Raw genomic sequence first — 21,625 nt, 5'->3', positions numbered from 1 at the left:
AGCCCCATGCCATAGTCAGCGCCATCATCAACCCCGGTAAGTGATCTTGCCGCCGCAGATGGTGCTGACCGGACGCACCTTGTGCAAGGAAGCCGGTTCAGTTGCCTCGATATCGGCCGACAGCACCACCAGATCGGCCAGATAGCCTGGTTTCAGCCGGCCCTTACGGTGTTCCATGAATTCGGCATAGGCGCCTTCGACCGTATAGCCCGCAAGCGCTTCCAGCAGCGAGAAGCTCTGGTCGGGATCGCCCTCTGCCCAAGGTTTGCGCAGCACCGCCGCCTGAATGCCCAGGATCGGGTCGACCCGCGACACCGGCCAGTCGGAAGCGAAAACGACATGCGCGCCCGCCTGCTTCAGCGTCCGCCAGGCATAGCTGAGCGGCCATCTTTCGCGGCCGATGCGCGAGAGCGTCGGCTCCAGCGGGAAGTCCATGGCGCCGGGCGGGTGCGGCGGCTGCATCGAGGCGATGACGCCGAGTTCGGCAAAGCGCGGCACGTCGGCGGCAGTGGTGACCTCGATGTGCTCGACCCGGTGCCGGCTGTCGCGCCTGCCGTTCTTCCGCCGCGCCGCCTCGTAACCGTCGAGGACCGCGCGCACAGCGCCGTCGCCTATCGAATGCACGGCGATCTGCAGGCCGCGCCGGTCGGCCTCCACTGCCACCTCGGCGAAATGCTCTGGCGTGAACAGCGGCTCACCGCGCCAGCCCGGCCGGTCGGCATAGTCGTCGACCATGACCGCAGTCCAGCCTTCAAGCACGCCGTCGTAAAACATCTTGACCATGCCGGACGACAGCCATTCCGATCGATAGGAGTTGGCCATGCTCGATGCCTTTTCCAGCTTGTCGAGCGTCATGAAGTTCTTGAAATGAAAAGGTATCTTGGTGCGGCAGAGCAGCCGCCCTTCCTGCTCCAAACCGGCAAGCAGTTCGAGCTGGTAGAGATTGCCGTCCATGTTCTGGATCGAGGTGATGCCGTGGCGGGCGCACCATTCCAGACCGCGATGCATCAGGTCGCGATCGGCCGCGACTTCGGCTGCGGAAGGGTACGGTTCGGGCTCGCCGCCTGTCGCAAGGCCGAGCCGCACGCGGTTCTGCCCGGAAAGCTCGAGGATCGGCCCAAACGCCTCGCCCTCACGCAATTCGCCGGCCGCGAGGCCGTCGGCGCCCATGACGATCTCGTTGCCGAGGCCGAGTTGCTTGCCGTGCAGGATGCCGGCCAGCTTCAGCGCCTTGGTGTTGGCCCACATCGTGTGGTGATCGGAAGCCGACATGGCGAACGGCCGGTCGGCGATGATGCGGTCGAGATGATGGCGGGTGACCGGCTCTTCCTTGGAAAGGATGGTATAGTCGACGCCGGCCCCAAGCAGCAATTTGGCGTTCGGCCGTGCCGCAGCGTAGGCGCGGATCGCGTCGCTCAGCGCATCGAAGCCGTGCACGCCCTGAAGGTGCAGATTGTCCAGTTCGGCCGCGCCGCCGAAAAGGTGCATATGCGCTTCGATGAAGCCCGGCACCACCGACCCGCCTTGCGCATCGATGATCTTCGTGGCCGGCCCTTTCAGCGCCTCGATCATCCGGCGATCGCCAACCGCCAGGATGTTGCCGTCCTTTATCGCCACCGCCTCGGCTGTCGGATTGCCTTCGTCCATGGTCAGCACACGGGCATTGGTGACGATCAGGTCGGCATTTGAACTCATGATTACCCGCAGGTCGGTTGCGCTGCCGGCAGGCTAGACGACCGGCTGCCGGGCCAGCAAGCCATGGCTGGTTGGCCCAGCGCCTTGTGAAAGGCAGTGCAGGACGGTTAGGGTCGCCGCGTCTCACCACGGAACAATTTCATGAAGACTGTTTTTTCGCCTTTCCATGCCGGCCATTCCGGCAATGTCGAATTGATCGCCGGCGCCATCGTGCCGGCCTTTGAAAAGCCGTCGCGCGCCGAGTTCATCAGGGCGCGGGTGGAGAGCGAGAAGCTCGGTCCGATCCTGCCGCCGGAAAGCCACGACCTCGCCGCCGCCAGGAAGGTGCATGCCAGCGACTACATCGATTTCCTGCCGACCGTGTGGCCGCTCTGGGAAGCGTCGGGCCGCAGCGGTTCGGCCATTCCCTTCACCTGGCCGACGCGCGGCCTGCGCGGCGACGTGCGCCCGAAAGGCATCGATGCGCTGCTCGGCTTCTACTCCTTCGACGGTGGGGCAACGTTCGTCAAAGGCACATGGGATGCGATCAAGTCGTCCTATGACGTCGCTTTGACCGCCGCCGCGCTGGTCAAGGCCGGTGAGCCTTCCGCCTTCGCGCTGTGCCGCCCGCCAGGGCACCATGCAGGGGCGGCCTTCATGGGCGGCTATTGCTTCATCAACAACGCCGCCGTCGCCGCGCAATGGTTCCGCGACCATGGCGCCGGGCGCGTTTCGATCCTCGACATCGATTATCACCACGGCAACGGCACCCAGGAGATCTTCTATCGCCGCGGTGACGTTCAGGTGCTGAACCTGCATGGCGATCCGATGACCGAATATCCCTTCTTCCTCGGCCATGCCGACGAACGCGGCGAGGGCGACGGCGAAGGCTTCAACGACAATTACCCGATGCCCTTCGGCACCGGCTGGGACGTGTGGAACGCCTCGCTCGAGGACGCTTGCACGAGGCTTTCGGCTTATGCTCCTGACGTCGTCGTGGTTTCACTCGGCGTCGACACGTTCGAGAAGGATCCGATCAGCCAGTTCAAGCTGAAAACGGGCGACTATCCCAGGATCGGCCGCCGCATCGCCAGGCTCGGCCTGCCGACGCTGTTCGTCATGGAAGGCGGCTACGCCGTTGAGGAGATCGGCATCAACGCCGTCGGCGTGCTGACCGGCTTCGAGGACCGCTAGAAGTGCCGCCGGTGCCTGCCAATCACATGGCAGCGCTCGCGGTACCGCCTGCCTGACCGATCGTTCAGCCTGCGGCGGCACGCGCTGACCCGCCCGCTATCTTGTTGTTGGACCATGATGTTTTTCCAGAATGCGTTCGCCCTTTGCGAAATGATGTTCTATTTTTTGAACCCACGGCTTGCGGGGCCGATTGATCGGAAGAACAAACGCATTTGAGCCCGGGAAGGCATTTATGAACGACGACACACCGGAAAGCGAAAGCGCCTCGGCGCTGGCGCCGTTCCGGCACGGCATCTTCCGGGCGGTGTGGTCCGCCAGCCTCGTCTCCAATTTCGGCGGCCTCATCCAGGGCGTTGGCGCCGCCTGGATGATGACGACGATCGCCACCTCGTCCTACCAGGTGGCATTGGTCCAGGCCTCGACCACCTTGCCGATCATGCTCTTCGCGCTGCTGGCCGGCGCCATCGCCGACAGCTTCAACCGGCGCAAAATCATGCTGATCGCGCAGATCTTCATGCTCGTCGTCTCGGCTCTTCTGACCGTCTTCACCTATCTCGACCTGATGACGCCGTGGACGCTGCTCGCCTTCACCTTCCTGATCGACAGCGGCACCGCGCTCAACAGTCCGTCCTGGCAGGCTTCGGTCGGCGACATGGTGCCTCGCACCAAGGTGCCGGCGGCGATCGCGCTCAACTCGATGGGCTTCAACCTGACGCGCAGCGTCGGCCCGGCGATCGGCGGCATCATCGTTGCCGCGGCAGGCGCTGCCGCGGCCTTCGCCGTCAACACGCTGAGCTATGTCGGCCTCATCATCGTGCTGGCCCGCTGGAGGCCGGAACTGCCGGCATCGACCTTGCCCCGCGAGACGCTGGGCGCCGCCATGGGCGCAGGCCTGCGCTACGTCGCCATGTCGCCCAACATCGGCAAGGTGCTGGTCAGGAGCTCGGCCTTCGGCTTCAGCGCCGGCGCGGTCCTGGCACTGCTTCCGCTGGTCGCGCGTGACGTCGTCAAGGGCGATGCGCTGAGCTACGGCATCATGTTAGGGGCTTTCGGCATCGGCGCCGTCGGCGGCGCGCTGACCAGCGTCAGGCTGCGGCAGCTGCTGTCCAGCGAGACCATGGTGCGCATGGCATTCGCCGGTTTCGCCGTCTGCGCCTTCAACGCCGCCGTCAGCAATCATGCCTGGCAGACGTCGCTCGGCCTGCTGCTCGGCGGCGCCTGCTGGGTGACGGCGCTTTCGCATTTCAACGTCACCGTGCAGATGTCGACGCCGCGCTGGGTGGTCGGCCGCGTGCTTTCGGTCTACCAGACCGCGACCTTCGGCGGCATCGCGCTCGGCAGCTGGGTCTGGGGTGTCGTTGCCGACGCGCATGGCGCCGAAGTCGCCCTGATGGCGGCCAGCATCGCCATGCTGGCGGGAGGCGCCATCGGCCTGCTGCTGCCGCTGCCGCAGCAGGCCGTGCTCAACCTCGATCCGCTCAACCGTTTTCAGGAGCCGCATCTGGCGCTTGATCTCAAGCCGCGCAGCGGTCCCATCGCCATCATGATCGAATATGTCATCCGCAACGAGGACGTACCGGAATTCCTCGCCACCATGGCCGAGCGCGGCCGCATCCGCCGCCGTGATGGCGCCCGCAACTGGACCTTGGCGCGCGATCTCGAAAATCCCTCGATATGGATCGAGCACTACCACACGCCGACCTGGGTCGAATATATCCGCCACAATCGGCGCGCCACCTACGCCGACGCCGTCATCGGCGAGCGCATAAGGGCGCTGCACAGCGGCAACGAGCCACCGCGCGTCCGCCGCATGATCGAGCGCCCGACGACAGCCGGCACCGCGCTGGTGATGCCGAAGGGACCGATCGAGCATTAGTGGCTGGCGGTGCGTCCAGTTGGACGAGCAAAATGAGATTGCGGCGCCTGGCCCAATCCGCGAGTGCACGAACAGGATGGCCATTGTGGAGAGACGGTTATATCAGTTGGTGTGACCATGACCACTAAGGGGAGACGATGCGTTACATACGTCCGCTTTCAATTGAAGACGCCGCCGGCCTGTTGGCCGGTTCAGCCGGCACGGCCGCCATCCTCGCCGGAGGCAGCGACCTCTTGGTGCGAATGAAAGGCGGCTTTATCGAACCCGACCTGATCGTCGACATCAAGGCGATCGACGGGCTTGGCGAGATCAGGGAAACAGCCGAGGGCTTCAGCATCGGCGCGGCGGTCCCCTGCGCCGTGCTGGGCGAGAACACGGCCCTGCAGAAGGCATGGCCCGGTGTCGTCGAAGCGGCCAAGCTGATCGGCTCGAAGCAGGTGCAGGGACGCTGCACCATCGTCGGCAATCTGTGCAACGCCTCGCCGGCCGCCGACAGCGTGCCGGCGCTGGTCGCCGCTGGCGCCAAGGCTGTGGTCGTCGGCCCGGGAACCAGGCGCACGATTGCCGTGCAAGCGGTGCCGACTGGGCCGGGCAAGACGTCGCTGGCCAAGGGCGAGATCATCGAGGCAATCCTGCTCGACAGCCGTCTGCCGCGTTCGGGCGATGCCTATCTGCGTTTCATTCCGCGCACGGAGATGGACATAGCGGTGGTAAGCGCCGGCGTGAACTTGACGCTCGATGAGCAGGGTCGCGTCAAATCCGCCCGTCTGGCGTTGGGCGCCGTGGCGCCGACGGTGATTCTGGTCGAGGAGGCCGCCGAGGTTCTCATCGGCTCCAAGCTGGACGAAGCCACGCTGGAGAGGCTCGCCAAGGTCTGCTCGGGCGCCTGCCGGCCGATCGACGACAAGCGCGGCACCATCGAATTCAGACGGAAAGTCGCGGGTGTGCTGGCCAAGCGGGCCGCCACGACCGCCTATGCACGCGCAGGAGGCAAATGATGGCTGGTGTGGCAGTATCAACGACAATCAACGGCGACAATGTCGAGTTCCTTTGCCAGCCGGACGAGACGCTGCTTGATGTCCTGCGCGATCGCCTGGGGCTGACGGGCGCCAAGGAAGGCTGCGGCACCGGCGACTGCGGGGCCTGCAGCATCATCCTCGACGATCGGCTGGTGTGCTCGTGCCTGGTGCTCGGCGCGGAGGCCGAGGGCCGGCACGTCGAGACCATCGAGGGCATGGCGCACGGCGACAGGCTGCATCCGCTGCAGCAGAAATTCCTGGAGCACGCCGCACTTCAATGCGGCGTCTGCACGCCGGGCTTTTTGATAGCGGCGAAGGACCTTTTGGCCAAGAACCCCGATCCGACCGAGGAGGAGATCCGCTTCGGCCTCGCCGGGAACCTCTGCCGCTGCACCGGCTATGACAAGATCGTGCGTGCCGTTCAGGACGCGGCCAGCGTGATGAAGGGAGCATGACGATGAATTTCGATCCGCGTTACTCCGGACGCAATTTCACCTCTGTCGGCACGCGTCCCATCCGTCCCGACGGCGTCGACAAGGTGACGGGCCGCGCACGCTATGGCGCCGACTTCAACATGGCCGGGCAACTGGTCGGGCGCGTTCTCAGAAGCCCCCATGCGCATGCCACGATCAGGAAGATCGACACGTCGAAGGCGGAGAAGCTCGCCGGCGTCAAGGCCGTGATCACCGCGGCCGACCTGCCCGACCTCACCGACGGCGATGCCGCCATGTACGACATCCTCGACAACTGCATGGCGCGCAAGAAAGCGCTCTATGACGGCCATGCCGTGGCCGCGGTGGCTGCGGTCGATGCCCGCACGGCGAGGCAGGCACTGAAGCTGATCGAGGTCGACTACGAGGTGCTGCCGCATGTCACCGACGTCGACGAGGCGATGAAGCACTCCGCACCTCTGGTCAACGACGCCATCTTCACCGAGGGCCTCGAGCAAAAGCCCGTCAAGCCTTCCAATGTCACCAAGCGCACCCAGTACGGCCATGGCGACATCCACGTAGGTTTCGGCCAGGCCGACTTCGTCGTCGAGCGCTCCTTCAAGACCGAGCAGACGCACCAGGGTTATATCGAGCCGCATGCCTGCGTGGCCAATGTCAGCTCCGACGGCACCGCCGACCTGTGGGTCTGTACGCAAGGCCATTTTGTCTACCGCCAACATTGCGCCCAACTGCTTGGCATGGAAGCCTCGAAGCTGCGCGTCACCTCCTCGGAGATCGGCGGCGGTTTCGGCGGCAAGACCCATGTCTGGGCCGAGCCGGTGGCACTGGCGCTGTCACGCAAGGCCGGGCGGCCGGTCAAGCTGGTCATGACGCGCGACGAGGTGTTCCGCGCCTCCGGCCCGACCAGCGCCACCTCGATCGACGTTCGGATCGGCGCCCGCAAGGACGGCACGATCACGGCGGCCGAGGCGACGCTGCGCTATAGCTGCGGCCCCTATGCCGGTACGTGGGCCGAGATCGGCGCCATGACGGCCTTTGCCTGCTACAAGCTCGAGAACGTCAGGACGGTCGGCTACGAAGTGCTGGTCAACCGGCCCAAGACCGCGGCCTATCGCGCGCCGTCGGCTCCGATGGCGGCGTTTGCGGTGGAAAGTGCGGTCGACGAGCTGGCCAAGGAGATCGGCATGGACCCCGTCGAGTTCCGGATCAGGAACGCGGCGCAGGAAGGCACCAGATCGTCCTATGGACCGGTATACGGCCCGATCGGCATCGGGCCGACGCTGGAGGCGGTGAAGAACCATCCGCACATGAAGGCGCCGCTCGGCAAGAACCAGGGCCGCGGAATGGCCTGCGGCTTCTGGTTCAATTTCGGTGGCCAGACCTGCACCGACCTCAACATCGGCATGGACGGCTCGGTCTCGCTTGCCGTCGGCACGGTCGATGTGGGTGGTTCCCGCGCGTCGCTTTCGCTGGTCGCGGCGGAGGAGCTCGGCATCCCCTATGAGCAGGTCAAGGCGGTGGTCGCCGATACCTCCAGCCTCGGCTACAACGACATGACGGACGGCAGCCGCGGCACCTTCTCCTCCTCCATGGCGACGATCTCGGCCGCCCGCAACGCCATCAAGGTGTTGCGGGAACGCGCCGCGCAGATGTGGGACATACCCGTCGACGACGTGGTCTGGGAAAAAGGTCACGCGATTGCCAAGGGCGAGAAATACGGCAACCTTGCAGCATTGTCGCTGAAGGAGATCGCAGCCGCGTCAGGGAAGACGGGGGGACCGATCGCAGGCCACAGTGAGCTCGTCGCCGACGGCGCCGGCGTCTCCTTCGCTACCCATATCTGCGATATCGAGGTCGATCCCGAGACCGGCTCCACCAGGGTGCTGCGCTACACCGTCGTTCAGGACGCCGGCAAGGCGGTGCATCCGACCTATGTCGAGGGGCAATACCAGGGTGGTGCCGCGCAAGGCATCGGCTGGGCGCTCAACGAGGAGTATATCTACGGCAAGGACGGGCGGCTGCAGAACCCTGGTTTCCTGGATTACCGCATCCCGGTCTGCTCGGACCTGCCGATGATCGACACGCAGATCCTCGAGATCCCCAATCCCAACCATCCTTACGGGGTGCGCGGCGTCGGCGAGACCTCGATCGTGCCGCCGCTGGCGGCGATCGCCAATGCGGTGTCGAACGCCGCGGGCGTGCGCATGACTCATATCCCGATGTCGCCGCCGCGCATTCTGGCGGCGATCGAGGCGGAACGGGGAGGCTGATGGTCGAAGTAACGCTCTGGGGGTCGCTCGGCGCGATCGCCGGAGGCAAGAGCAAGGTCGAGATCGAGGCGAAGGATATTCGGGAGCTGTTCAGGAAACTGGCTGAACAGTATCCCGGCCTCGAGCCATACATCGATCGCGGCATCGCCGTCGCCATCGACGGGACGATCTATCGCGACACCTGGTCGAAGGAACTGCCGGAAGGGGCGGAGATTTTCCTGCTGCCGCGCCTTGCCGGGGGATGATTTGGGCTCGAGCTCAAGCCGCGCAGCGATCCCATCGCCACCATGGCCGAGCGCGGCCGCATCCGCCGCCCCGTTGACGGGCATTTGAAGATTCTGCATTCTGATCACGTTGCGTGTAGGGCGCATCGGTGTCGTGCCGAAGGGGCAATGCCCACCTACGCATTGTCAACCTTAGCGCGCCCATGCCGAATCTCGATAACCTCCGGAAGCAGGCGAAGCTCATCTTGCGCTGGCATCGCGACCGTTATTACCCGGTCGCGACGCAGATCAGGTCGGGCTTGCCTCGCTTTAGCAAGATGACAGACCCAGAAATTCTAGTGCAAAGCTTCAAACTCAGCGATGCGCAGGAGCTGGTCGCAAGGCAAAACGGTTTCGAAAGCTGGCAGGCCCTGAAGACAGGACTCCCAACCATGTCAGATCATGCAGACGCGACTCCCACCAAAACCGTCATCGCCGGTGCAGAGCCGCAATTGTTCGTCGCCGATATCATGGCCTCGTGCGATTTCTTCACAAACAAGCTCGGCTTCGCCGTCGCGTTTATTTATGGCACGCCGCCGTTCTACGCGCAGGTCAAGCGCGATAGCGCACTAGTCAACCTGCGATGCGTTGAGCAGCCTGTGATCGATCCGGGGCTGCGAGAACGCGAGCAATTACTCTCCGCCTCGCTCACCGTCGCTACGGCGGAAGAAATCAAGCAGCTTTTTCTCGAGTTTCAAGCCGCCGGCGTGCCCTTCTTCCAGTCCCTCAAGAGCGAGCCGTGGGGCGCGCGAGATTTCATTGTCAAGGACCCGGACGGGAATCTGCTGCTTTTTGCTGGCCCGGGTAAGTAGATAGTACGCAGCCCAGCAGTTGGCATCTTTGCGACCCTCCGCGATGCGAGAAGAACAGCCGTGTTACGGAACTGGCAATGCTCGTTTATGAATTCGCGGCCCAGCAGGTCTATCGTAACCCGAACACTACAGTGGAATTGCCGTCACTTCTTTGGCCGTTCGGATCACGAACATCGTGTGGTACCGCCCGACGTTGCTTCGGTCTCGGAACAGTCGCTCGCACAGCGCATCGAACTCTTCCATATCCGTCAGGCGGAGCATGAGGACGGCGTCGGTTTCGCCGCTTACACTGTGGGCCTGAGTGACGGCCGGTTCCTGGGCGGCCAACTCGAGAAAGTCCCGCATATACTGCTCACCATGACGCTCCAGTTCGACGGTGACGATCGCCTTCAAGCCCCGGCCAGCCTTTGCCGGTGCGAGAAGCGCGACAACGCGGCTGATGACACCGCTTTTCTTCAGTCGTCGTATGCGGCGCAGGCAGCTCGAAGGGGAAAGCCCGACTAACCCCGCCAGTTTGGCGTTAGTTCGTGAGGCATCATCCTGGAGCAGGTTGAGAAGCCTTCTGTCGATCTTGTCCATGTTGGTCGCGCTCATCGTCGGTGCGTTGCAATTTTATTGCACGGAATCGCAAACTTTGACCACAAATGCGAAGCGTCTCACGCTACTCAGATGGCTCCAGGGATGATGGAGCAGCATGATGGCAATTTGCGCCGCCTTCTATCGCAAGACATTGGAGACGCTTGAAATCTATTGGGAACTGGTTCGCGTGATCGTTCCGGTTGCGATTGCCACGCGGCTGCTGCAGGACCTTGGCGTCATCCAGGCGATTTCTCCGTTCTTCTCCCCGCTCATGTTGCAGGTGGGGTTGCCACCTGAACTCGCCTTTGCCTGGCTGACGGGATTGCTGGTCGGGATCTGGGGCGCGCTTGTGATCGTATTCACCTTGGTTCCGGTTTCGGCGCTCAGCACTGCCGACATGACGGTTCTTTCGGCTCTCTTGCTGTTTGCACATGCCATTCCGATCGAGCAACGGATCATTCAGAGGGCCGGGCCGAGCTTCCTGGTCACCGCGGCGCTTCGTATTGGCGGGGGTTTGGTCTTTGCTGTCCTTCTGCATCAGATATTCGCCGTGACCGGATGGCTGTCAGGACCGGTGAAGCCGGCGTGGATGCCGACGAATGAAAGCACCGACTGGGGCGGCTTTCTCCTGGGTACGCTCAAAACCCTGGGCATCATGCTCGTTGTTCTGCTTGCGCTGAGCTGGGTGATCGAGCTTCTCAAGATGTCGGGCATTTTGGATTGGATGAACAGAGGGCTTGCACCGCTCTTTCGGCTCGCCGGCATCGAAAAGCAGACGGTACCTTTCGCCGCTGTCGGCCTGTTTCTCGGGATTTCCTATGGCGCAGGACTGCTGATCCGCGAGGCGCGCACGCCTAGCGCGGAGCCGCGTCAGATATTCCTTGCCTGCGTGTTCATGGGTTTTGCCCATAGCCTCATTGAGGATACGTTGGTCGTCGTCACGCTTGGCGCTGATGCTACGAGCGTGCTTCTCGGTCGCCTAGCGTTTGCCGTGCTCGCGACCGCCGTGATCGCAAAAGTAATCAAGGCGGTTCCCGACGCTTTTTTCTTGAAGACACTCTTCCACAAGGAAGAAGACAGTTCGCGCAATCGGATTTCGGAGCCGGCGATTAGCGGGCCGTTGACGTGAGCCCTCCTTACGCAGCAGCCGACATGTGTGTCGCATCGCTATCCGGACAGGACGCGGCTACCCCTCGCCCGACAGATCCCGCCGCGCCTTGTCGAGTTCCTCGGCATAGCGCCGCATCAGGTGGCCTTCGGTCAGCAGCCCGACCACCTTGCAATCGGTGAAATCCTCGACCACCGCCAATTCCTCGGCGCCAGCACGCTGGAAGGTCTCGGCCGCCGATTGCACGTTCATGCTCGGCACCAGCACCGCATCCCTGAATTTGGCGAAGGACAGCACCGGCAACCATGCCCGCGTGATGCTGCGGCGATAAAGCCCATCTTCACCTCGGGGAACTGCGTTGACGTAAACGTCAACCCGAAGCTATATGCGCCGGCGGCCGTGGCTGTAAAACCAGGCAAGCGGCGAGCGACAAACGCAAGCAGACGAGGAGAACCGCCATGAGCGTTCAGGAGATTGCCGACAACATCAGGTCGCGCGTGGCGAGTGCCGGGTTCGATCGCTCGGTGAAATTCGACACCGGCAGCGACGGCGTCATCGTTATCGACGGCGCCGATGTCTCGACCACCGATGCGCCGGCCGATTGCACCATAAAGCTGTCGCTCGACGATCTGGACTCGCTGATATCAGGCGATCTCAACCCGACCATGGCCTTCATGTCCGGCAAGATAAAGGTCGAAGGCGACATGAGCGTCGCCATGGCGCTCAACCAGCTGATCGGCTGATCGCTTGAGGTGAAACAAGCCGCCGCACGATGGCGGCGGCTTGCTTCTGATCCGTCACGCAGCGAGCGGCAGCCTCTGTGCCTTCAGCTTGCGCCCGGCCGGCTTCAGCGTGCCTTGCGCGCCGTCGAGCGCGCCGACAACCAGTTCCCGCGCCAGCAGGCGGTGCCGCTCGTAAGGCCCCGGCATGGCCAGTGAGCCGGTCTTTGCGGCCGAAAACCCGAAGCGCTCGTAATAGGGCGCGTCGCCGACCAGCAGGATCGCCGCATGGCCAAGCCGCGCGGCCTCAGCGACCGCATGGCGCATCAGCGCCGAGCCGATGCCGGCATTTTTCAGCGCCGGGTCGACCGCAAGCGGGCCGAGCAGCAGCGCTGCCGTGCCGCCCTCGCCCAGCACCACGTCCCACAGCCGCACCGTGCCGGCAACAGTGCCCGACGCATCGCGCGCGACAAAGGCAAGGCCCTCCGAAGGCCGGCGGCCGCGCCGCAGCTTTTCCGACGACTTCTTCCGCCGCTTCGGCCCCATGGCGCGATCGAGCAAAGCGTCGCGAGCGCCAACGTCGGCGGCGGTTTCGGCGACGACCGCAATCTCCCCCCTCGAGGGGGAGATGTCGCCGAAGGCGACAGAGGGGGTTGTCGCGCGTGAAGCGCCGGCCTCCATCTGCGGCAGTAGGCCGAGTCCAGTCGAACCGACCCCCTCCGGCCGCTTCGCGGCCATCTCCCCCTCGAGAGGGGAGATTCCCACGCCTTCAACGATGAGATCTGCAATGTTCATTTCCGCGATCCTTCACAAGCGGATTGTTCCACAGGCGAGCCCGGGCGGGCGACAGGCGCCCACCGGGGATGATCTGAGCAGCTCTTGCGAGCCCTCAGATCACGTAGGATCGGAGAGGCTCGAAGCCGTTGAAGGCGACCGATGCATAGGTCGTCGTGTAGGCGCCGGTGCCCTCGATCAGCACCTCGTCGCCGATGGTCAGCGACAAGGGCAGCGGGTACGGCGTCTTTTCGTACATCACGTCGGCCGAATCGCAGGTCGGGCCGGCGAGCACGCAAGGCGCGGTCTCGCTGCCGTCATGCGCGGTGACGATCGGGTAGCGGATCGCCTCGTCCATCGTCTCGGCGAGACCGCCGAACTTGCCGATGTCGAGGAACACCCAGCGCACATTGTCGTTATCGGCTTTCTTCGAGATCAGCACGACTTCCGACTTGATGACGCCGGCATTGCCGACCATGCCGCGGCCCGGCTCGATGATCGTCTCGGGGATCGCGTTGCCGAAATGCTTCCTGAGCGCCGAGAAGATCGCCTGGCCGTAGGCCTGCGCCACCGGCACATCCCTGAGATAGCGGGTCGGGAAGCCGCCGCCCATATTGACCATCTTCAGCACGATGCCTTCGTCGGCCAGCGTCGCGAACACCTTCTTGGCGTCGGCCAGCGCGCGGTCCCAGGCGGTCAGGTCGGTCTGCTGCGAGCCGACATGGAACGACACGCCATAAGCATCGAGACCGAGCGCCCTGGCATGGCGCAGCACGTCGACCGCCATCGCCGGCACACAGCCGAACTTGCGCGACAGCGGCCATTCGGCGCCCTCGCCGTCGGTCAGGACGCGGCAGAACACGCGGGCGCCGGGAGCGACGCGGGCGATCTTCTCGACCTCCTCGACGCAGTCCACCGCAAACAGCTTGATGCCGAGCTGGTAGGCGCGCTGGATGTCGCGCTCCTTCTTGATGGTGTTGCCGAAGGAGATGCGGTCCGCCGGCGCACCGGCGTCCATCGCCATCTCGACTTCGGCAACGGAAGCGGTGTCGAAGGACGAGCCCATCGCAGCAAGCAGGCGCAGGATTTCCGGCGCCGGATTTGCTTTCACCGCATAGTAGATCTTGGAATCGGGAAGCGCCTTCTCGAAAGCACGGAAATTGTCGCGCACGACATCGAGGTCGACGACGAGGCACGGGCCGTTCGGACGTCGGGTGGCGAGAAAGTCAAGGATGCGCTGGGTAGCCATCGGGTCTCTCCATCAGCGCCTTGCGGCGCGCACAAAGGCTTGCGGACGCGGGCTCTCGGCCTCGCGAACACGCGGTGGACAAAGGCGGGACGTCAAATCCATGGAACCAGCCGGTGGAGACCCCGGAACCATGAAGCGCCGTCTCGCGGCGGTGAACCTTGGCCTTGCCCGGCCTCGGTTCGCTTTGTCTGCCTTGGCTTGGATGGGAGACCCGTCCGCACTGCCGGCAATGAAGGTGTGCCTCTTCAGTAACCCCGGTCTTTGGACGACCGGCAGAACACCAGAAAGGCCCGCACCGTCGTTGCTTCAAGGTGTCCTCGGTTGGCGGTTGGCCGCTAAACCGACTGGAGGGGTTGGCTCCAGTTACCTTACCGATTGCCCTCACCATTCGAGGATCGGCGGACACCCACAGGCACGTGCGACTTTGGGCAAGCGCGATATAAGATCGAAAGATTTCACAATCAATAAAAATCGTATGGCAGGTTGTAAAATTTGTGGCATCGAACAATGCTGCGGCACCAGAAGAACAATGCTGCGACAAGCACATCCGGATATCGAACGCATGACAGGCACTCGCGGCCCGCTGAACGCTTTTCTCGATCTTGATCAAGTCCCTGTTACCAATGCGCAATCCGGCCCGCTTGCCGGCTTGCGGCTGGCCGTCAAGGATATCTTCGACGTCGCCGGCTACCGCACCGGTTGCGGCAATCCGCAGAAATACCGCGAAGCCTCGCCGGCCATGGCGACCGCGCCGGCCGTCCAGGCGCTGCTTGATTCGGGCGCCCGCTTCGTCGGCAAGACGCAGACCGACGAACTCGCATTTTCCCTGTTCGGGCTGAACGCGCATTTCCCGTCGCCCGTCAACCCGGCAGCACCCGACCGCGTCACCGGCGGCTCGTCCTCCGGTTCTGCCGCGGCAGTCGCCGGCGGGCTGGCCGACATTGCAACCGGATCGGACACCGGCGGCTCGATCCGAGCGCCGGCAAGCTTCTGCGGCCTGATCGGCCTCAGGACGACGCATGGCCGTATCCCGCTCGACGGCACCATGCCGCTGGCGCCTTCGCTGGACACATTCGGTTGGTTCGCAAGCGACATCGTCATCTACGAAAAGGTCGGCACGGTGCTGCTCGGCGACGATCCGCATTCCCATGAACTGAGACGCCCCGTCACTCTCGCTGCGCTGGACGGCCTCGTGCTCGGCCCGCACGAGGCCGACGAATATCGCGCCATGCTCCGCAGTGTCGCTTCGGTGCTGGGCGCACCGCGCAGCGTCGGCCCGCTGTCGCATTCGACCGACGATCTCTATTGGTGCTTCCGCAAGCTGCAAGGCTATGAAGCCTGGCAAAGTCACGGCGCCTGGATCGCCGGCGGCGACCGCATGCTGGGACCCGGTGTCAAGGAGCGTTTCGAGCACGGCGCGACAATCGACGCGGCAACCGCGCAATGTGAAACGGAACGTCGCGTTTCGTTTCGCCTCGAACTGGCCGGCCTGCTTGGCGACGACGGCGTTCTTGTGCTTCCGACCGCTCCTGGTGCCGCGCCGCTCAAGGCCGCGTCATTCGACGATTTGCAGACCTATCGCGAGCGGGCGCTGAGACTGCTCTGCCTTTCCGGCCTGTCCGGCTTTCCGCAAATCACGCTGCCGCTCGGCAAGACCGGCGGGGCGCCGTTCGGCCTTTCGCTGCTCGGTCCGAAGAACAGCGACCGGCAGTTGATTGCGCTGGCCGCCCGCATCCTTTCGGCCCACCAAGGAGGCGCATGACATGGATACGCTGACCCGCATGCGCGCCTTCATCGACGTGGTCGAGGCCGAAGGATTTTCGGCGGCGGCGCGCAAGATCGGCCGCTCGAAGGCGCTATTGTCGAAATATGTGCGCGAGCTGGAGGACGAGCTCGGCGCGCTGCTGCTCAACCGCACCACCAGGCAGTTTTCCCTGACCGAGGCCGGCCACACCTATTACCGGCGCGCCTCGGAGATCGTGCGCGAGGTCGACAGCCTTGCCGATGCGGTGCGCGAATCCTCCGGCGACGTGCGCGGCAGGATCAAGCTGTCGGCGCCGCGCACCTTTGCCGACGCGCCGATCGGCCAGTCGCTGATCGACTTCGCCAAGCAGCACCCCGACATCGTGCTCGACATCCATCTCGACGACCGTTTCGTCGATCTGGTCGAGGAGGGCTTCGATCTGGCGGTGCGCATTTCGCGGCTGGAAAATTCCTCGTTGATCGCCAGGCGTCTGGCGCCATTTTCGGTACGGCTTTGCGCGTCTCCTGAACTGATCGCCAGGCACGGCATGCCGGTCAGGCCGCAAGACCTTGCCCGCGTGCCTTGCATCATCGACACCAATGGGCGCTGGCTCACCAACTGGCCGTTCAAAGGCGACAGCGGCGATACGGTGAGCGTTTCGGTTTCCGGCCCGATCGAGGTCAACAGCCCGATGGCGGCAAGGGCCGCTGCCGTGGCTGGATTGGGATTTTCCGTCCTGCCGGATTTCATCGCCGCGCCCGACATCGAAAGCGGCAAGCTGCTGACTGCGCTGGATGACCGCATTCTGCCCGGCGGCGGCATTTTTGCCGTCTATCCGCACCGGCGCTATCTGCCTGCAAAAGTTCGCGTTTTCGTCGACTTCCTGGTGCAGTGGTTCAAGACGCTGGACAACGCATGAGCTTTCAGCCGCGTTGCGGTCCCATTTTCGCCCGCTTTCTGGTAACTGTCGGCAATTCACCGAAGCCGATTGAATCGCGACCGAGAATGCACCTGAAACGGCAAGCAATCATGCTGGCTTCGGCCTTGACCGCGACATTTGCCGCCGTCGGACCGGCTGAGGTGCATCCCCACGTCTTCGCCGAAGCCCGCCTCGAAGTGGTCCTCGGCCCGGATCACCAAACTGTGAAGGCATTGCGCCATGTCTGGCGCTTCGACGATTTGTTTTCGAGCACGGTGATGATGGAGTTCGACAAGAATTCCGACCTGAAACTCGACGACAAGGAGCTGAAGGATGTCGCCGACACCGTCCATGCCTCGCTTGCCGAATTCAACTATTTCCAGCTCGTCACCGTCGACGGCAAGGACGTGGCAATGACCCCGCCGCCGCATTTGATGGCCAATTTCGACAATGACCAGTTGATCATCCTGTTTGAATCTGAACCGAAGGTACCGATCAAACTGAGCGGCAAGATAGATATCGGCGTCTACGACCCGACCTTCTACACCGCGATCGATTTCACCGAGGATGCCAATCTGCAGGTCGATGGGTTGCCGCCGACCTGCACCAGCAAGGTTGTCCGCCCGAACCCGGACGAGGCGATCGCCCAGAACCAGAAGACCCTGACCGAGGCCTTCTTCAATGATCCGACAGGCACCGACATGAGCAAGATCTTTGCCACCAAGCTTGAACTGACCTGTCAGCCGGAAGGATAGATCCAGTGACCAAACCGTCCCTGCGTTTGGCATTCGGTCTTCTGGCCGTCGCCTTTGTGATGACGCACTTTCTCGGCTCCGCCCACGCCCAGAGTTCACTCGGCATCGGCACCAATGACGGCATGGCTCCAACCGCCACCGGCCCGTTCGCCCACATCCTGATGTGGATCAATCTGCGCCAGCAGGAATTCTATCATGCGCTTGCCGGCGCGATGAAGGCGATGCGCCAGGACGGCAGCAAGTTGTGGCTGCTCATCGGCCTGTCCTTTGCCTATGGCATTTTCCACGCCGCCGGCCCCGGTCACGGCAAGGCGGTGATCTCTTCCTACATGGTGGCCAATGAAGTGGCGCTCCGGCGCGGCATCATGCTGTCCTTCGTCTCGGCCCTGCTGCAGGCGCTGACCGCGATCGTGGTGATGCTGGTCGCCTATTTCTTGCTGCGCGGCACTGCTGTCTCGATGACAGACGCCGCATGGTTCCTCGAAATCATGAGCTATGTCTTCGTCACTCTGTTCGGCGCCTGGCTGCTGTGGCGCAAGGCCGGCCCGGCCATCCTTCGCGTGTTCGGCGCAAATCCGGGCTACAGCCTCTCGGCTGCCCATGCCGGCCATTCACATGCCGGCCATTCACATTCCGCGCATTCCCATGCGGCACATTCCCACGCGCTTGATGCGCATGACCACCACGATCATGCGCATGACCATCATGACCACGGCGCCCACGACCACGCCCATGCTGCGCACGATCACCACAGCCATGCGGCGGGCGAGGTCTGCGAGACCTGCGGGCACTCGCATGCGCCCGACCCGGCGCTGCTTTCTGGCGATCGCTTCGATTGGCGCACGGCCTGGTCGGCGGTGGCCGCCGTCGGCATCCGCCCCTGTTCCGGCGCGCTGATCGTGCTGAGCTTCGCCTTGCTGAATGGGCTGTGGTTCGGCGGCATCCTTTCGGTGCTGGCCATGGCGCTCGGCACCGCAATCACCGTCTCGGCCCTGGCGACGCTTGCGGTGACCGCCAAGAACTGGGCGGTGTATTTCGCCGGCGACGGCCGCATGGGCAACCGTATCCATTCCTTCGTCGAGATCGGCGGCGCCGCCTTCGTCTTCCTGTTCGGCCTGCTGCTGCTCTCGGCCAGCCTGACTGGCGCCTGACCTCGTTGCGTCCGATCGGGGCGCTTTAACTAGGGATATTGCCCCCCAACTCGTCTTCGATATGGACGCGGATGATCTCGTCGAAGCTCGTTTCGGCGGCAAAGCCAAGCTCCCTCGAGCGCCGCGCCTCGAAGCGCGTCGGCCAGCCCTTGACGATCGCCCAGATCGTCTCGTCGGGCTCCTCGCGGATCAGTTTCACCGCCTTGGCGCCGGCGACACGTTCCAGCGCTTCGATCTGTTCGCCGACGCTGACGGCGACGCCCGGCATCGTCAGGTTGCGGCGCGGGCCGACGGCACTGCCGTCGATCTGAGCCGCACGGATCAGGAAATTCACCGCCGAACGCGGGCTGGCGTGTGTGTGGACGACTGAGCGCGGCACCGGCAGGATCGCTTCATGGCCGCTCAGCGGCTCGCGGATGATACCGGAGAAGAACCCTGAGGCCGCCTTGTTCGGCTTTCCCGGCCTGACGCAGATGGTCGGCAGCCTGATACCGATGCCGTCGAAGAAACCGCGGCGCGTATAGTCGGCAAGCAGCGCCTCGCCGATCAGCTTCTGCGTGCCGTAGGAGGTCAGCGGCGTCGGGTGGAACTCGTCCGGAATGATGTCGGGAAACGGTGCGCCGAACACGGCGATCGACGAGGTGAAGACGACGCGTGGCGTATAGGCGGCCAAGCGGATGGCATCGAACAGCGCCCTGGTGCCGTCGAGATTGACGCGATAGCCGAGATCGAAATTGGTCTCCGCCTCACCCGACACCACGCCGGCGAGATGGAAGATCACGTCGGGGCGCGGCGCGACCAGATTTGCGGTCGCTCCCGGTGCGGCAAGGTCGCCGGTGTGGAGGGTAATGCTGACACCTTCGAGCACCGGCGCTTGCGGCGGCACGATATCGTGAAGGTCGAGCGCGGCGATCTTGCGGCCGCCGAGCGTCCCGTCCTTGGCCAACCTGGCGATGAGTTTGCGGCCGACCATGCCTGCCGCGCCGGTAATCAGAATGCGCATGTCACTTTCCCTTTTTGCGCTGGCTGCGGCTACGCAGCCAGAACACGACGAAGATTGCCACCATGAAGATCGCCGCGACGACACCGGCAAGCACCGTCGAGACCCTGCCGACCGCCAGCATCACTGTTGGAAGATAATAGGCTGCGATGCCGAACAGCAGCAAAACCCAAGCGGCGCCGATCGCCGCATTGCGGGTGTCGCGGTCCATCACGCGGCGCCAGGGTGGCGAGAGTTCATGTCGATCGTTGCCAATGCCCAGAACTCCCGAAGTCAGTGATAATGGCCGCGGTGCGGTGCCGCATCATGCGCGTGATCGTGCTCGTCATCATGCTCATGGCTGTCGGCACATCGGCCGAATTCCGGTTCGACCGTGGCATGGGCTATGCCATGTTCCGCCGCAAGCCGCTTCTTGATCGCGCTTACCGCCATATGCGCGTCGACGCCGTCATTGAGGCAGGCATGCAACGTCGCCATGTTGCTGGAGCCGTCGAGCGACCAGACATGCATGTGATGCACCTCGCGCACGCCCTTGATCGAGCCTTCGATGTCCCTGGCGATCAGGTCGCGGTCGAGGCTTGCCGGCACGCCTTCGAGCAGGACGTGGGCTGCCTCGCGCATCAGCGACCAGGCCGTGGACAGGATCAGCAGCGAGACCAGGATCGACAGGATCGGATCGATGGGCGTCCAGCCCGTCGCCAGGATCACCAGCGCCGCGACGATCGCCGCTGCCGAGCCGAGCAGGTCGCCGAGCACGTGCAGGATGGCGCCGCGCATATTCAGGCTGCCGTGGTCGCCGCCGTGCAGCACGTAGAACGAGCCGAGATTGACCAGCAGGCCGGCGATCGCGACGACCAGCATCGGCCCGCCGAGCACCGGAGCCGGCGCTTGCAAGCGGCCCCAAGCCTCGTAGACGATCCACAGCGCGATGGCGAAGATGGCGATGCCGTTGGTGTAGGCGACCAGCGTCTTGACCCGGCCGAAGCCGTAGGTGAGGCGCACGGTCGCCGGCCGGCTCGCAAGGTGAAAGGCATACCAGGCAAGGCCGAGCGCGACGCAATCGGCAAGCATATGGCCGGCATCCGCCAGCAGCGCCAGTGAACCGGTGAAGATGGCGCCCAGCGTCTCCGCGACCATGAAGCTGGCGGTCAGGCAGGCAGCGATCAGCACGCGCTTCTTGTCGGTCGAGCCGTGCACATGACCTGCGCCATGGCTGTGGTCGTGGCCCTGCGCAGCGTGGTCGTGGGTATGCGCCATCTATAGCCCCTGCTAGAGCCTGATCTATCCCGGCAGACTCGGGATGGAGGCTCTGTCTTCTCGTTTGACCATAATCCTATCCGAAAACCGGATACCACTTTTCGGGAGCATGGTCAGGCGCCGAACTCGGCGCGAAAATCCTCGAGCCGCCGCTTCTGCTGGCCATCGCTGTCGAAATTGGCCGGATCGAGCCACGCTTCATAGGCTCTGCGCAGATCAGGCCATTCCTTGTCGATGATCGAATACCACGCGGTATCGCGGTTTTCGCCCTTGACCACAAGATGCTGACGGAAAATGCCCTCGAACTTGAAGCCGAAACGTTCCGCCGCGCGCTTCGACGGCTCGTTGCGATTGTTGCATTTCCATTCGTAGCGGCGGTAGCCAAGCTCGTCGAAGACATACTTCATGAACAGGAACTGCGCTTCCGTCGCCGCCGGCTTTCGCGAGATCAACGGGCCCCAATAGATGTTGCCGATCTCGATGACGCCGTAGGCGGCGTCGATGCGCATCAGCGTCTGGCGCCCGGCGACCTTGCCGCTGGCCTTGTCGATGACTGTGAAGAACAGCGGGTCCTCGCTGGCTTCTGCCTTGTCCAGCCACGGCTGGAAGGCGGCACGGCTCTCCGGCGGGTAGTCTGGCAGCCAGGCGAAGCGGCCGCCGGCATCGGCCACCGACGAGGCCTCGAACAGGCCGTCACCGTGTTTTTCGGCGTTGAGCGGCTCCAGCCTGACAGTTCGCCCCTCCAGCACCTTGCGTTCGGGCTGCGGGCGCGGTTGCCAATTCTTGAGATTTTCCGACACCGAAAACTCC

21 protein-coding genes and 1 pseudogene are annotated in these 21,625 nt (G+C 63.8%); 13 read left to right on the top strand and 9 right to left on the bottom strand.

Annotated elements, in window-relative coordinates:
* Positions 1 to 27 precede the first annotated feature (27 nt).
* A complete protein-coding gene (locus tag NKH49_RS13595; RefSeq protein ID WP_352926300.1) occupies positions 28 to 1,695 on the bottom strand; it encodes an amidohydrolase in 1,668 nt (555 codons plus the stop codon).
* Positions 1,696 to 1,836: 141 nt separating this feature from the next.
* On the opposite strand from NKH49_RS13595, the gene NKH49_RS13590 reads away from it, so the two are divergent.
* The 7 genes from NKH49_RS13590 to NKH49_RS13560 all read left to right on the top strand — a co-directional run bounded on the left by NKH49_RS13590 (position 1,837) and on the right by NKH49_RS13560 (position 9,560).
* A complete protein-coding gene (locus NKH49_RS13590; protein ID WP_352926298.1) occupies positions 1,837 to 2,868 on the top strand; it encodes a histone deacetylase family protein in 1,032 nt (343 codons plus the stop codon).
* Positions 2,869 to 3,100: 232 nt separating this feature from the next.
* Entirely contained in the window at positions 3,101 to 4,744 is a 1,644-nt protein-coding gene (locus NKH49_RS13585; RefSeq protein ID WP_352926296.1) for an MFS transporter, read from the top strand.
* 137 nt (positions 4,745 to 4,881) lie between these two features.
* Complete coding sequence (locus tag NKH49_RS13580; protein WP_352539333.1) at positions 4,882 to 5,742, top strand: FAD binding domain-containing protein; 861 nt, start codon at positions 4,882 to 4,884, stop codon at positions 5,740 to 5,742.
* A complete protein-coding gene (locus NKH49_RS13575) occupies positions 5,742 to 6,218 on the top strand; it encodes a (2Fe-2S)-binding protein (RefSeq protein WP_352539334.1) in 477 nt (158 codons plus the stop codon). The genes NKH49_RS13580 and NKH49_RS13575 overlap by 1 nt, the downstream gene beginning before the upstream one ends.
* Positions 6,219 to 6,220: 2 nt before the next feature.
* Positions 6,221 to 8,485 (top strand): xanthine dehydrogenase family protein molybdopterin-binding subunit, encoded by a 2,265-nt coding sequence (locus NKH49_RS13570; protein ID WP_352767312.1) that lies wholly within the window; start codon positions 6,221 to 6,223, stop codon positions 8,483 to 8,485.
* Positions 8,485 to 8,730, top strand: a complete 246-nt coding sequence (locus NKH49_RS13565; RefSeq protein ID WP_023675441.1) for a MoaD/ThiS family protein — start codon at positions 8,485 to 8,487, stop codon at positions 8,728 to 8,730. The genes NKH49_RS13570 and NKH49_RS13565 overlap by 1 nt, the downstream gene beginning before the upstream one ends.
* Positions 8,731 to 8,912: 182 nt before the next feature.
* Positions 8,913 to 9,560, top strand: a complete 648-nt coding sequence (locus NKH49_RS13560; RefSeq protein ID WP_352612850.1) for a VOC family protein — start codon at positions 8,913 to 8,915, stop codon at positions 9,558 to 9,560.
* Between the two features lie 126 nt (positions 9,561 to 9,686).
* On the opposite strand, the gene NKH49_RS13555 is transcribed toward NKH49_RS13560, so the two are convergent.
* A complete protein-coding gene (locus tag NKH49_RS13555; RefSeq protein WP_352612852.1) occupies positions 9,687 to 10,139 on the bottom strand; it encodes an Lrp/AsnC family transcriptional regulator in 453 nt (150 codons plus the stop codon).
* A gap of 118 nt (positions 10,140 to 10,257) precedes the next feature.
* On the opposite strand from NKH49_RS13555, the gene NKH49_RS13550 reads away from it, so the two are divergent.
* A complete protein-coding gene (locus NKH49_RS13550) occupies positions 10,258 to 11,268 on the top strand; it encodes a nucleoside recognition domain-containing protein (RefSeq protein WP_352926294.1) in 1,011 nt (336 codons plus the stop codon).
* Positions 11,269 to 11,325: 57 nt separating this feature from the next.
* On the opposite strand, the pseudogene NKH49_RS13545 reads toward NKH49_RS13550, so the two are convergent.
* Positions 11,326 to 11,526: pseudogene (locus NKH49_RS13545) on the bottom strand (chloride channel protein); the annotation flags it as partial.
* Positions 11,527 to 11,705: 179 nt separating this feature from the next.
* Between NKH49_RS13545 and NKH49_RS13540 the strand changes: the two are divergent.
* Positions 11,706 to 11,990 (top strand): SCP2 sterol-binding domain-containing protein, encoded by a 285-nt coding sequence (locus NKH49_RS13540; RefSeq protein ID WP_352612856.1) that lies wholly within the window; start codon positions 11,706 to 11,708, stop codon positions 11,988 to 11,990.
* Positions 11,991 to 12,044: 54 nt separating this feature from the next.
* On the opposite strand, the gene NKH49_RS13535 is transcribed toward NKH49_RS13540, so the two are convergent.
* Both NKH49_RS13535 and odc2 read right to left on the bottom strand, forming a co-directional pair.
* Positions 12,045 to 12,647, bottom strand: coding sequence for a GNAT family N-acetyltransferase (locus NKH49_RS13535; protein ID WP_352613150.1), 603 nt, complete (start codon positions 12,645 to 12,647; stop codon positions 12,045 to 12,047).
* A 208-nt stretch (positions 12,648 to 12,855) separates the two neighbouring features.
* Positions 12,856 to 13,989, bottom strand: coding sequence for an ornithine/lysine decarboxylase (gene odc2 / locus NKH49_RS13530; protein ID WP_352612858.1), 1,134 nt, complete (start codon positions 13,987 to 13,989; stop codon positions 12,856 to 12,858).
* A 562-nt stretch (positions 13,990 to 14,551) separates the two neighbouring features.
* Between odc2 and NKH49_RS13525 the strand changes: the two genes are divergently transcribed.
* From NKH49_RS13525 to NKH49_RS13510, 4 genes are all read left to right on the top strand, one after another.
* Positions 14,552 to 15,751 carry an amidase gene (locus tag NKH49_RS13525; protein WP_352612859.1) on the top strand — a complete coding sequence of 400 codons (1,200 nt, stop codon included), beginning with the start codon at positions 14,552 to 14,554 and terminating at the stop codon, positions 15,749 to 15,751.
* Position 15,752: 1 nt separating this feature from the next.
* Entirely contained in the window at positions 15,753 to 16,652 is a 900-nt protein-coding gene (locus tag NKH49_RS13520) for a LysR family transcriptional regulator (RefSeq protein ID WP_352469556.1), read from the top strand.
* An 86-nt stretch (positions 16,653 to 16,738) separates the two neighbouring features.
* Positions 16,739 to 17,407 carry a DUF1007 family protein gene (locus NKH49_RS13515; protein ID WP_352469555.1) on the top strand — a complete coding sequence of 223 codons (669 nt, stop codon included), beginning with the start codon at positions 16,739 to 16,741 and terminating at the stop codon, positions 17,405 to 17,407.
* Positions 17,408 to 17,412: 5 nt separating this feature from the next.
* On the top strand, positions 17,413 to 18,558 hold the full coding sequence (locus NKH49_RS13510; RefSeq protein ID WP_502907877.1) for a nickel/cobalt transporter: 1,146 nt from the start codon (positions 17,413 to 17,415) through the stop codon (positions 18,556 to 18,558).
* Positions 18,559 to 18,583: 25 nt separating this feature from the next.
* Here NKH49_RS13510 and denD read toward each other — a convergent pair whose 3' ends face one another.
* From denD to NKH49_RS13490, 4 genes are all read right to left on the bottom strand, one after another.
* Positions 18,584 to 19,561 (bottom strand): D-erythronate dehydrogenase, encoded by a 978-nt coding sequence (denD, locus tag NKH49_RS13505; RefSeq protein WP_352612864.1) that lies wholly within the window; start codon positions 19,559 to 19,561, stop codon positions 18,584 to 18,586.
* 1 nt (position 19,562) lies between these two features.
* Positions 19,563 to 19,769 (bottom strand): hypothetical protein, encoded by a 207-nt coding sequence (locus NKH49_RS13500; RefSeq protein WP_352539338.1) that lies wholly within the window; start codon positions 19,767 to 19,769, stop codon positions 19,563 to 19,565.
* A gap of 62 nt (positions 19,770 to 19,831) precedes the next feature.
* Positions 19,832 to 20,815: a cation diffusion facilitator family transporter gene (locus NKH49_RS13495; protein WP_352612866.1), complete on the bottom strand. Its 984-nt coding sequence runs from the start codon at positions 20,813 to 20,815 to the stop codon at positions 19,832 to 19,834.
* Between the two features lie 113 nt (positions 20,816 to 20,928).
* Complete coding sequence (locus NKH49_RS13490; RefSeq protein ID WP_352612868.1) at positions 20,929 to 21,615, bottom strand: GNAT family N-acetyltransferase; 687 nt, start codon at positions 21,613 to 21,615, stop codon at positions 20,929 to 20,931.
* Between the last annotated feature and the right edge of the window lie 10 nt (positions 21,616 to 21,625).

Origin of the sequence: Mesorhizobium sp. M1088 (assembly GCF_040318575.1) — a bacterium.
In the GTDB taxonomy this organism is placed as follows: domain Bacteria; phylum Pseudomonadota; class Alphaproteobacteria; order Rhizobiales; family Rhizobiaceae; genus Mesorhizobium.
Note: the sequence above shows the minus strand (reverse complement) of the source record. Positions and strands in the feature narration are given on the sequence as shown.

Excerpts from the sequence above, each read along its gene's own strand:
- NKH49_RS13595 (WP_352926300.1), bottom strand. The coding sequence starts at position 1,695 with ATGAGTTCAAATGCCGACCTGATCGTCACCAATGCCCGTGTGCTGACC.
- NKH49_RS13590 (WP_352926298.1), top strand. The coding sequence starts at position 1,837 with ATGAAGACTGTTTTTTCGCCTTTCCATGCCGGCCATTCCGGCAATGTC.
- NKH49_RS13585 (WP_352926296.1), top strand. The coding sequence starts at position 3,101 with ATGAACGACGACACACCGGAAAGCGAAAGCGCCTCGGCGCTGGCGCCG.
- NKH49_RS13580 (WP_352539333.1), top strand. The coding sequence starts at position 4,882 with ATGCGTTACATACGTCCGCTTTCAATTGAAGACGCCGCCGGCCTGTTG.
- NKH49_RS13575 (WP_352539334.1), top strand. The coding sequence starts at position 5,742 with ATGGCTGGTGTGGCAGTATCAACGACAATCAACGGCGACAATGTCGAG.
- NKH49_RS13570 (WP_352767312.1), top strand. The coding sequence starts at position 6,221 with ATGAATTTCGATCCGCGTTACTCCGGACGCAATTTCACCTCTGTCGGC.
- NKH49_RS13565 (WP_023675441.1), top strand. The coding sequence starts at position 8,485 with ATGGTCGAAGTAACGCTCTGGGGGTCGCTCGGCGCGATCGCCGGAGGC.
- NKH49_RS13560 (WP_352612850.1), top strand. The coding sequence starts at position 8,913 with ATGCCGAATCTCGATAACCTCCGGAAGCAGGCGAAGCTCATCTTGCGC.
- NKH49_RS13555 (WP_352612852.1), bottom strand. The coding sequence starts at position 10,139 with ATGGACAAGATCGACAGAAGGCTTCTCAACCTGCTCCAGGATGATGCC.
- NKH49_RS13550 (WP_352926294.1), top strand. The coding sequence starts at position 10,258 with ATGGCAATTTGCGCCGCCTTCTATCGCAAGACATTGGAGACGCTTGAA.
- NKH49_RS13540 (WP_352612856.1), top strand. The coding sequence starts at position 11,706 with ATGAGCGTTCAGGAGATTGCCGACAACATCAGGTCGCGCGTGGCGAGT.
- NKH49_RS13535 (WP_352613150.1), bottom strand. The coding sequence starts at position 12,647 with ATGGAGGCCGGCGCTTCACGCGCGACAACCCCCTCTGTCGCCTTCGGC.
- odc2 (WP_352612858.1), bottom strand. The coding sequence starts at position 13,989 with ATGGCTACCCAGCGCATCCTTGACTTTCTCGCCACCCGACGTCCGAAC.
- NKH49_RS13525 (WP_352612859.1), top strand. The coding sequence starts at position 14,552 with ATGACAGGCACTCGCGGCCCGCTGAACGCTTTTCTCGATCTTGATCAA.
- NKH49_RS13520 (WP_352469556.1), top strand. The coding sequence starts at position 15,753 with ATGGATACGCTGACCCGCATGCGCGCCTTCATCGACGTGGTCGAGGCC.
- NKH49_RS13515 (WP_352469555.1), top strand. The coding sequence starts at position 16,739 with ATGCACCTGAAACGGCAAGCAATCATGCTGGCTTCGGCCTTGACCGCG.
- denD (WP_352612864.1), bottom strand. The coding sequence starts at position 19,561 with ATGCGCATTCTGATTACCGGCGCGGCAGGCATGGTCGGCCGCAAACTC.
- NKH49_RS13500 (WP_352539338.1), bottom strand. The coding sequence starts at position 19,769 with ATGGACCGCGACACCCGCAATGCGGCGATCGGCGCCGCTTGGGTTTTG.
- NKH49_RS13495 (WP_352612866.1), bottom strand. The coding sequence starts at position 20,815 with ATGGCGCATACCCACGACCACGCTGCGCAGGGCCACGACCACAGCCAT.